The sequence below is a fragment of the Thermoleptolyngbya sp. M55_K2018_002 genome (assembly GCF_015295965.1).
Classification (GTDB): Bacteria; Cyanobacteriota; Cyanobacteriia; order Elainellales; family Elainellaceae; genus Thermoleptolyngbya; species Thermoleptolyngbya sichuanensis.
This window is the reverse complement of record NZ_DVEA01000398.1, coordinates 1-9,917: the sequence shown is the minus strand read 5'-3', so window position 1 is coordinate 9,917 and position 9,917 is coordinate 1. Positions and strand designations below refer to the sequence as shown.

Here is a 9,917-nt window from a genome sequence, read left to right as displayed (position 1 = left end):
TGCAGCAGGCGATCGCCCTAGCCGCCACCGCCGGACAGGCCGGAGAAGTGCCCGTCGGCGCAGTCGTCGTCGCCCCAGACAACACCCTGATTGCCACGGGCGAAAATCGCCGCGAACGCGACCATGACCCCACTGCCCACGCCGAAGTTCTGGCGCTGCGTCAGGCAGGGCAACGCCTTGGCACCTGGCGACTGGAAGACTGCACGCTCTACGTCACACTGGAACCCTGCCCCATGTGCGCGGGGGCGATCGCCCTTGCTCGCTTGGAAATGCTGGTCTACGGCGCAGACGACCCCAAAGCCGGAGCCATCCGCACCGTCCTCAACCTGCCCGACAGCGCCGCCTCAAACCACAGTCCCAGAGTGCTATCGGGAGTTTTAGAAGCAGCGTGTCGGGCACAGTTGCAGCAGTGGTTTGCCAAGCGGAGGGGGAATGGGTAGCCACGGAGAGGGATTCGTTAACGCCAACCTTCCCTCTTCCCTTTTCGTTCTTCCCTCTTCGTTCCTCCCTTTTCGTTCTTCCCCTCTTCCTCTACCCCACCGGCACAGCCGCCAGATTCTTCTGAATCATTTCCCGATACTGGCTCTTCTGCTTCACGCCAAGCATTTGCCCCACCAAGGCCTTGTCCTTGAAGAACTGCACGGTCGGGGTTCCCGTCACGCCTGCATTGGCCGCGATCTCAGGATCTTGCTCAATGTCGATGATGACGTAGTGAACCTGGTCTGCAAACTCGTCGATCACCTTACTGAGAATCGGCTTCAGCGTGTGGCAGGGGCCGCAGGTAGGCGAAGTGTAGATGACCACAATCAGGCGATCGCTCTCGTGATACAGCTTCCGCAGCGCGTAGCCGCCCTCGTGCCGGGTATTTGCCAGGTCAAATTCCGAAGCCTGTTGCTCTTCGGTCTTGTGGGCAGGAGCTTCGTGGGGGCGCTCCGAGGCTTCCGTTTGGTGGAACTCCTGAATCAGCGAGTTTGCCGAGAGATAGCGCTCCGCCAGCAGCGCCGCCATACAGCCCGTCCCCGCCGCCGTAATCGCCTGACGATATTCGTGATCCTGCACGTCGCCCGCCGCAAACACACCTTCTACATTCGTCTTCACATCTTCATGGGTGACGATGTAGCCCACGCCATCCAGGTCGATCTGCCCCTGAAACAGCGACGTATTCGGCGTGTGGCCAATGGCATAAAACAGACCCTTCGCGGCAATTTCGCCCGTTTCGCCCGTGTGGTTGTTGATGGTCTTAATCCCCGTCATCAGGTTACCATCGCCAAACACTTCAGTCGCCGATGTGTTCCAATGCACAGTAATCTTGGGATTTCGCAGCACGCGATCCTGCATGGCCTTGCTAGCCCGCATCTTATCGCCGCGCACCAGCAGGTGAACGTGGGAGCCATACTTGGTCAGGTAGACCGCTTCTTCGGCCGCCGAGTCGCCGCCGCCAATCACAACTAGTTCCGCATTTCGGAAAATCGGCGTTGCGCCGTCACAGATCGCGCAGGCCGAAATGCCCCGCGTCCAATACTCCGTCTCTCCGGGCAGATTCAACCGCTTGGCCGTTGCGCCAGTACAGATGATGACCGTGTGGGCCCGCACTTCGCGCTCCTCCGAGCGAATCACGAAAGGACGCTGGCTAAAATCTACAGAAGTCACGTCTTCAGTCACCAATTCCGCGCCCCAGCGCAACGCCTGCGCCTTCATGTTGTCCATCAGGTTGGGGCCAGTGATGCCGTTGGGAAAACCGGGGAAATTCTCGACTTCGGTGGTGGTCATGAGTTGTCCACCGGGCAGCCCGCCGGCCTGAAACCCTTCAAACATAAACGGCTTCAAATTTGCCCGCGCTGCATAGATCGCAGCCGTATAGCCCGCTGGGCCGGAGCCAATGATGACCACATTCTCTACCGCATTTTCTACCGCTGGGTTCGCCATAGGGAAATAGATAAACTCATAACGACTACGCTTAGGTTATCACAGGATACTGGGGGTGTAAATAGATGTTGAGGGGAAGAACGAAGAACGAAGAGAATCTGGTCAGGGTTGGATAGGTACCTGGAAATTTTCTCTTTTCGTTTTTAGTTTTTCGTTTTTCCTTCTTTAAATTAGGTTTCCCCGTCGGACTGGAATCTTGGCCACCATTTGCCGGGTGGGATCTACGCTATCCTACTCACAACACTCATTTTTCATTCCTCAGAGATCGAGGCTATGCTGACACAGATTGTGCGCCCGATGGTTCGCACGCAACTGCGGCTTTTGGCCAGCAGCCAGTCTACCCGCGCCACGCTGGTGAATACGATCGCCCAATGGCTGGGCTTTTTGGGCGTGGAGGCACGGGTTACCGAAATTGATGCCGCATCGGACAAGATTCAGGTGTCGCTGGTGGTTGGCAAGCCTGAGGCCTGCGATAGCCACGACTGGGAGCAAATTTTGAAAAATTTGGAGGAGAGCGAGCGGGCCAGTGGTGCAGAACCAGCAGAGCCGATCGTGCTGACTCCCCAACAGCAGAGCAAGTTGCAGCGGCTTTTGGCCTACGTGATTCAGGCGGGTAGCCCCGATAGCAAGGTGGTGTGGGAGGATGTGCTGCCGCAGTTGCGCGGGCTGGGCTATGAAGAAGACATGCTGCTGGGGATTCGTTCGGCGCTGAAGATTCCGCAATCGCTGGAGGTGCTGACGGAGGGGCTGGATGCTGACTTGGCGGCGATCGCCCTGCCCAAGGCCGTCAGTCTGTCGATGCTCGATCGTCGGGTCACCGCCTCAGAGGATCAGGCGCTCTCTGCCCTGCTAGAGGCCATGAAGCAACCGCTCTAACCCTGCTTTTTCTAACTAACTTTCCGGCTTCCTAGGAACCTCGCCGCTGTAGGGCAGACTGAGCCTGCGTATACCAGGTGTTTTCTTCGGGAATGGTGCGGTCTGCGGTGTTAGCGCAGGCTTGCCATTCTGCCAACGCAGGTTTGCCCTGAGCCGTCCACACCTGAGCCAGCAGGCAGTGAGCAGCGGCCCGTTGGGAGTCAAGCTGAATCGCCGCTTGCAGATGGGCAGCCGCTTCATCGAGACGGCTCTGTCTGAACGCAATCCATCCCAGATTCTTGTGATAGCTATAGGTAAAGTCTGGGCTTAGTAGCGCCCCTGTTCCTTCGGGAGTCGCCCCAGCAGATGCAGTTTGCTCGCCCTGCATCAACACGCTGGCAGCCATGTCGTATTGCCCATCGAGAATGTATAGCCGAGAGAGCGGAATACTGGCCTGGGGCAATCCACCCTGGAGCGCGAGGCGATATTGGGCGATCGCCTTTTCGGGATTCTGCCCGTCTTCATACACCGTGCCCAGGTCATAGCGCGTTTGGGGATTGTCGGGGTTAAGGGCGAGCGATCGCCGCAGGTTCTCCTCAGCGCGGGTCATTTCGCCCTGAGCCTGATTTTCGTTGCCCCAGGCGGCGTAGAGACCGGCAATGCGGGGCAGATTGGCGTGTAGCCCCAGCAGCAGCAGCAGTAGCCCGGTCGAGAGTCCCAGTTTTGCCTCGTGCTGATAATGAGACGGCACGCCCATTCGTTCCAGGCTGCGCTCGGTGGCTTCTTGCCCTGCCTGGGTCAGCGCTGTTTTCCCGGTCAGCAGCGTCAGCACGCTCTGTCCCACGATGATGAAAGAACCGAGCAGGTCGGTGCCCCCCGTCAAAAACTTGCTGGAAATATCCATCACCAGGCTGAAGCTGGCCGCCAGCGTGGTAATCGTCAGCGCGTCCCAGAGCCAGTCGAGGCGATCGCGCGGGTCGGGCGGCTTAGGAAACTTCCACCACCAGGCGCTTGCGGGCGGATTGAGGCTGTCGCGCCAGGTCGCCAGATCGAGATGACGGGCGATCGCCCCGCTCTGCTGCCGCAGCCGCTGATCTAGCCGATAGATTTCAGCCCGAATTGTCGGATCAGCAGGTGCTTTATCCAGTGCAGCCTGCACCGCGTCTCGCGCCGTCAACGCCTGCAAAATCACATCTTCACTGGGCTGCTCGGCGTGGGCTTCCAGGGTTTCCAGAGCCACTCCATAGCGCTGAAGCACGGGATGATCAGACGATCCGAGCAGAGCAGCGGAACCCAGGGGCAGCGGTTCCAGAGCGGGCTGTTCCAGAGCGGGCTGTTCCAGAGCGGGCTGTTCCACGGGCGCTTCTCCACAAGGCAAAGGTTTACAGGAGCAGTATTCTGAGGCGAATCCTTCACCCGTCAGGGCCGCCACTAACAGCCGCCGGGGCTGTTTATAACACCAACTGCGTCACCCAGCTTTCCGTATCGGTCTGATTTTTGGGATTGGCCTGCCGCCGTGCCAAGCGCCAGGTTTTGCCCTCAATTTGCCGCTGGAGATAAATCTCAAACGGGTTAGCCTTTTGCGTTACCGTTCGCCCCGGAAACTCCAGCGTCACATCATAGGTTCCCCGCACCCGAAACCCCCGCAGGTTGCCGATTTGCAATCCCTGCTCATCAGTGATTTTGACATTGCTGATGGTAAATGGGGGAAAGGTCGGGTTCTGAGGATTCAGCAGTTGGATCAGGTCTTCCTGCGTCTGGCTGAACTGGAGGGCGATCGCCCGCTCCACGATATCTCGACCCGGCCCAGAGACAGAGCTACAGGCAGTCAGGAGGAACGTGAGCAGGAGCGCGAGGAGGGGACGGAGCATTTTTGAGTTAATTGAAGGAATAAAGCACAAAGGGGGGAAGGGGAAGTTAAAGAACGAAGAACGAAAAACGAAGAACGAAGAACGAAGAACGAAAAACGAAGAATGAAAAATGAAAAACGAAGCCTCTTCCCTCTTCGTTCTTCTCTCTTCGTTCTTCCCTCTTCCCTCTCCCTTCACAGAACATCTTATGATCCAATTGCCCTTCTACCGTTGAAGACCATGACAGGCAAAAGCTTGGGACTGTCGGAACCGCTGCACGATTATCTGCTGTCGGTGTCGCTGCGAGAGCCAGAGGTGCTGCGATCGCTCCGAGAGGAAACGGCTCGCCATCCAGAGCGCATCATGCAGACCACGCCCGATCAGGGGCAATTTTTGGCGCTGCTGGTGCAACTGATTGGCGCAACGAAAACGCTGGAAATTGGCGTGTTTACGGGCTACAGTTCCCTGGCGGTGGCGCTGGCGCTGCCGGAGGCAGGACAAGTCATCGCCTGCGACGTGAGCGAAGACTATACGGCGATCGCCCGTCGCTATTGGCAGCAGGCCGGCGTGGCCCACAAGATCGCGCTGTATCTTGCGCCTGCGCTGGAAACGCTGGATCGCCTGCTGGCAGAGGGACAGGCGGGCACGTTCGACTTTGCCTTTATCGATGCAGACAAGGGCAACTACTGGAACTATTACGAGCGATCGCTCCAACTTCTGCGCCCCGGCGGGCTGATCGCCGTCGATAACGTCCTCTGGGGCGGCGAGGTCATCAACCCCGATAACCAATCCCCCAACACCCTCGCCATTCGCGAGTTCAACCAAAAAATTCACCAGGACAACCGCGTCTCCCTCAGCATGATTCCCGTATCGGATGGGCTGACGCTGGCCAGGAAGCGATAGGGAGCGGTGAGGTACGATATGAAATGTCGCCTGCCCTTGTGCCGATCCCCCTCGACTCTGCCGAAATCATCGCTTACCCTAAGACCAGAGTCCTCTTGCAAAACCGCGTCTGGGAGGAGGTGCGATGCCCATCTCTAGCGAATGGATGCCCTGGCTGGTGGGGTTAGGGCTGAATAGCCTGCTGGCGGCGATCGCCTGGGTTTTGCCCAAGAAACTGCTGACTCCGGCGGGCATTTTCCACGCCTGGGCCCTGGGGGTGATTCTGTTTGGCACGCTGGGCTGGCGCGGCTATGTCGTCATGGTGGTGTACTTCCTGGTGGGATCGGCGGTCACTCGCATCGGCAAGCAGCGCAAAGAAGAGGCCGGCATTGCCGAGAAGCGCTCTGGAGCACGGGGGCCAGAAAACGTCTGGGGGTCGGCGCTGACGGCGACGCTCTGCGCGCTGAGCATTTACGCCCTGGGGAGTGCGGGCACGGCGACGACGAAGGTGATCATCGTGCTGCTGGCGCTGGGCTATGTGGCCAGCATTGCCACCAAGCTAGCCGACACCACCGCTACGGAAATTGGCAAAGCCTACGGCCGCCGCACGTTTTTGATTACCAACTTCCAACCCGTTCCAGCGGGAACTGAGGGCGCAGTGAGCCTGGAGGGAACGTTAGCAGGGCTGTTGGGGGCAGCGCTGATTGCCACGCTGGGCTGGGCCGTGCGGCTGATCGCCCCGATTGAAATTCCCATGTGCATTGCCGCCGCATTTATCGCCACGAATCTGGAAAGCCTGATCGGCGCAACACTGCAATCAAAATACCGCTGGCTCACCAACGAGATGGTGAATATTGTGAACACATTTTTGGGGGCGATCGCCGCCATTGCGATCGCTGGAGCCTACTACTTCCTGGCTCACCAGCTTGCCTAAAGCGCACACATACCTGAAGCGCAAATATGCGTAAATATTGTGTCAGCAATATTGTGTCAGCAATATTGTGTCAGCCCACTTTCGGCCCACCATCTCCAAGCCTGTCATTCCCACCACTGACTACAGTCAGCCCTGTCCTCGCCCATCCAACCCTCTTCATTCTTCTCTCTTCCCTCTTCCCTCTGCTAGCCAGACGACTGCATTCCATCCCCCAATCCTGCTTTAATCTAGCTATTCTCTAGATCTAAGACCGCAAGTTTATCCGAGAATAGGATCACCTCACCCTGCTTTGGTGGTTACCGCTGCTGGATTGTCCGGATTGGATTAAGCAAGCCCTGCATGAGCATTTCTGAGTCCGTGCTGGATGCGCTATTGAAGCGATCGCCCCACTTGCGCCCCCAGCTTTACTTCAAATCGTCGCTCACCGCCCTCTCTCACGCGATGGAGGATCAGGTTCTGGCATCCTCCGGCCAGCCGCTCATCATTGCCAGCTTCCAGCGCGAACGGTTCTATCGGCAGGAATCTCACCGCTACCTCCGCATCGCCGCGCTCACACCCCAGGTCTACGTCCTGGCTGCGCCCGAAACGGACTTCATGAATCGATCAGAAGAATATGAAACCGTCGCCTTTGACCCCTCCGACCAATTAAGCCAGGAATGGCATCTGGTGGTGATTGGGCAGCAGTATTCCGCCTGTCTGGTCTGCCGCGAGCGTACCAGCCTGCCCAGCGCTGCCGACACCGCAGAAACGACGATGGATCAAACCCGCCGCTTTGAAGGCGTGTGGACGTTTGACCGCCAGGTGAGCTACCATGCCGCCGAAATTTTGCTCGATCGCATCCTGAGCTATCGCCCAGAACTGGCGGAAAAAATCGCCGCCGCCAAGGCCGAAATTCTGCTGCCGCAGCCCACCAAGCTGGAAGTGGACCCCGACCCCTTTGCCCAGCGCCTAGTCACTCATTTGCAGGCAGGGCAATACAAGCTGCTCAAGGCCTACCGCTCCATCGCCACGCAGGAGCGCAAAGAACGCCTGGTGAACTCCATTACCACAGCGATGCGCCAGTCCCTCAACACCGACGACATTTTCCGCGTGGCAGTGGAGGAGTTGGGCAAAGCGATGCAGGTCTGTCGCTGCATAATCTATCGCTGCAAAGACACCGACAGCAGCGCCAAAATCACCTACGAATATCGCCGCGACAAGCGCATTGCCTCCTTGGTGGATCAGGACTGGCTGCTGCGAGACAATCCCCTGTTTCAAGCCGTGGCCCAGCAGCAGACCTCGGTGGCGATTCGCGAAGCGATCCCTGCGGAAATCGCCAACACCAGCACGGATCCGCCGCTCGACCTGTCGCCGCTCAAGCCAATTTTGAAGCGAGCATCCATCCGCTCCTGGCTGATGGTGCCTGTTATTAACCAGGGACGGCTGCTGGGCATGGTGGAGCTACATCACTGCCAGAAGGAGCCACATACTTGGACAGACGAAGCGCGATCGCTCGTAGAATCCGTCGCCTCCCAGTTGGGCGTTGCCATCCTCCAATCCGAATCCTACGCCAACCTGGAAGATCTGAACGAGCAGCTTGAAGCGCTAGAGCGCACCCGCAGCAACCTGATCGCCATTACGGGCCACGAACTCCGCACGCCGCTGTCCACCATTCAGGTTTGCCTGGAAAGCCTTGCCAGCGAACCCGACATGCCCACGGAACTGCGCCAAGTCATGCTCAGCACGGCCCTGTCTGACGCAGAACGAATGCGAAAACTGGTGCAGGACTTCCTCACCCTATCGCGGCTGGAGAGTGGCCGCGTCGAGTGGCATCTGGAACCGCTGGCGCTGCAAGAGTGCGTAGACCTAGCCCTCAGCAGCCTGCGAACCCGCCAGTCCGACGCGCCATTGCCCAAAATCCAGACCAACGTGCCTGGAGAACTGCCGCTGGTCAGGGCCGACGGGGAATGGCTGGTCGAGGTGCTGGCCAAACTGCTAGACAACGCCTGCAAATTCACCGAATCCACCGGAGAAGTGCTGATCGAGGCGCACCCAAACGGCGGCAAGATGCTGGAAGTCACCATTGCCGACACGGGACGCGGCATTGAGCCAAATCGCCTGGAGATCGTGTTCGATCGCTTCTATCAGGAAGAAGGGGCCCTGCGGCGGACGGCGGGCGGCACGGGGCTGGGCCTGGCGATTTGCCGACAAATCATTCTGGCGCTGGGCGGGCAAATCTGGGCCGAGTCGGATGGGCGCGACAAGGGCAGCCAGTTTCACTTTACGCTGCCGCTGGCGCAGGAGACGGCGGGCACGTCTGGGGCTAGAGCAAAGAACGGCCGCTCCTGAGTTCTGACATCTTTGCCAAAAGCGCAGTTCCCATCGCTGCCAGCAGCCCCAACAGGTAAAAAAACAGACGAGTCATCACCTTTAGCAGGTGGCCGCCCTTGTTGCAGGGCGGGTTTCCTAGCACATGGCAGTCAAATAATTTGGCAAAAAACCGGAGGCATTGGGCAGGGGTCAGGTTCTTGAACCCCAGCCAGAAATGATTGTGATAGAAGCTGATCTGATAGCGGGGCGATCGCGTCGAGAGGTCATGACAGCCGCCCGTTTCCTCCCCCAGATGCACCAGCCACGCCTCCGGGTCGTACCAGATCACCAGCCCCGTCGTCCGCAGCCGCAAGCACACGTCCGACTCTTCCCGCACTGCGCTGCCCCGAAACCGCTCGTCAAACCAGAGATGATGCTGGGTAAAGAGCGATCGCCGAAAGGACATATTGCAGCCCCTTGCCGACAGCACCCGCTGCGGCTTCACCGTATGCACCAGGTCGAGGTGATACCAGGCGATCGCCGGATCGTTTGCCGCCGGCGGCAGTTGCTCGATGCGGCGATCGGGGTCATCCGCCAGCTTCAGCCGATCCAGCACCCGGCCGGCGATCGCCCCAATCTCTAAATTTTGATAATGCCGCGCGTGTCTTGCCAAAAAATCCGGCGGCATCTGCACGTCGTCGTCCACAAACACCACAATCTCGCCCGTTGCCTGCCGAATGCCGACATTTCGCGCCCGCGGCAGGCTGGCCCAATCCACCCGCAGCCAGGTCAGCTTGCCTGCTGCGCTGAGTTCTGCCAGCATTGCCTCGGTTTCAGGTTCATGCACCGCCGTCTGATCCACCACGATCACGTCGTAGGTCGGGTAATCTTGCCACAGGGCATCCCGCAGCGTGGCCCGCAGCACCGCCTCGCGCTGGTAGGTGGGGATAATTAAGGACACGAAGGGAAGCATTTGGAGCAAGGCGCATCAGCCTCCATCCTGTCGCATTTTGCCAATCTTCAGCTATCCTTCGGGTATTGTGAGCATTGGAAATTCAAGGGCTTGGCAGAATGCAGGTGTGGGTTGCAGGCGTGGTGCTGTTTTTTGTAATGGCAGAGCTATATCCCTGGGTCGAGGGTCTGAGCTTACCGCTGCCGCTGATAGTGGCAGCCGGACTGGG

Annotated in this window: 9 protein-coding genes; 5 read left to right on the top strand and 4 right to left on the bottom strand. The window is 58.7% G+C overall.

Going from position 1 to position 9,917, the window contains the following annotated elements; translation table 11 throughout:
- Positions 1–440, top strand: a 440-nt coding sequence (tadA, locus tag IGS51_RS20365) for a tRNA adenosine(34) deaminase TadA (protein WP_297080597.1), incomplete at its 5' end; no start/stop codon positions are given.
- A 91-nt stretch (positions 441–531) separates the two neighbouring features.
- Here tadA and trxB read toward each other — a convergent pair.
- Complete coding sequence (trxB, locus tag IGS51_RS20360; protein ID WP_297080596.1) at positions 532–1,926, bottom strand: thioredoxin-disulfide reductase; 1,395 nt, start codon at positions 1,924–1,926, stop codon at positions 532–534.
- A 273-nt stretch (positions 1,927–2,199) separates the two neighbouring features.
- Between trxB and IGS51_RS20355 the strand changes: the two genes are divergently transcribed.
- Entirely contained in the window at positions 2,200–2,802 is a 603-nt protein-coding gene (locus tag IGS51_RS20355) for a hypothetical protein (RefSeq protein WP_172356728.1), read from the top strand.
- 31 nt (positions 2,803–2,833) lie between these two features.
- Here the strand turns inward: IGS51_RS20355 and IGS51_RS20350 are convergent, their stop codons facing one another.
- The gene (locus IGS51_RS20350; RefSeq protein WP_297080595.1) at positions 2,834–4,138 is read right to left on the bottom strand and encodes a tetratricopeptide repeat protein; all 1,305 of its coding nucleotides are present in this window, start codon (positions 4,136–4,138) and stop codon (positions 2,834–2,836) included.
- 94 nt (positions 4,139–4,232) lie between these two features.
- Positions 4,233–4,652: a hypothetical protein gene (locus IGS51_RS20345; RefSeq protein WP_297080594.1), complete on the bottom strand. Its 420-nt coding sequence runs from the start codon at positions 4,650–4,652 to the stop codon at positions 4,233–4,235.
- Between the two features lie 219 nt (positions 4,653–4,871).
- Here IGS51_RS20345 and IGS51_RS20340 point away from each other — a divergent pair, with 219 nt between their 5' ends.
- The 3 genes from IGS51_RS20340 (at position 4,872) to IGS51_RS20330 (ending at position 8,775) form a co-directional block, all read left to right on the top strand.
- Positions 4,872–5,534 carry a class I SAM-dependent methyltransferase gene (locus IGS51_RS20340; protein WP_297080593.1) on the top strand — a complete coding sequence of 221 codons (663 nt, stop codon included), beginning with the start codon at positions 4,872–4,874 and terminating at the stop codon, positions 5,532–5,534.
- A gap of 124 nt (positions 5,535–5,658) precedes the next feature.
- Complete coding sequence (locus tag IGS51_RS20335) at positions 5,659–6,447, top strand: TIGR00297 family protein (protein ID WP_172356738.1); 789 nt, start codon at positions 5,659–5,661, stop codon at positions 6,445–6,447.
- A gap of 339 nt (positions 6,448–6,786) precedes the next feature.
- Complete coding sequence (locus IGS51_RS20330; RefSeq protein ID WP_297080592.1) at positions 6,787–8,775, top strand: DICT sensory domain-containing protein; 1,989 nt, start codon at positions 6,787–6,789, stop codon at positions 8,773–8,775.
- Here IGS51_RS20330 and hpsN read toward each other — a convergent pair.
- A complete protein-coding gene (hpsN, locus tag IGS51_RS20325) occupies positions 8,750–9,709 on the bottom strand; it encodes a hormogonium polysaccharide biosynthesis glycosyltransferase HpsN (protein ID WP_367279393.1) in 960 nt (319 codons plus the stop codon). The genes IGS51_RS20330 and hpsN overlap by 26 nt on opposite strands.
- Positions 9,710–9,917 lie beyond the last annotated feature (208 nt).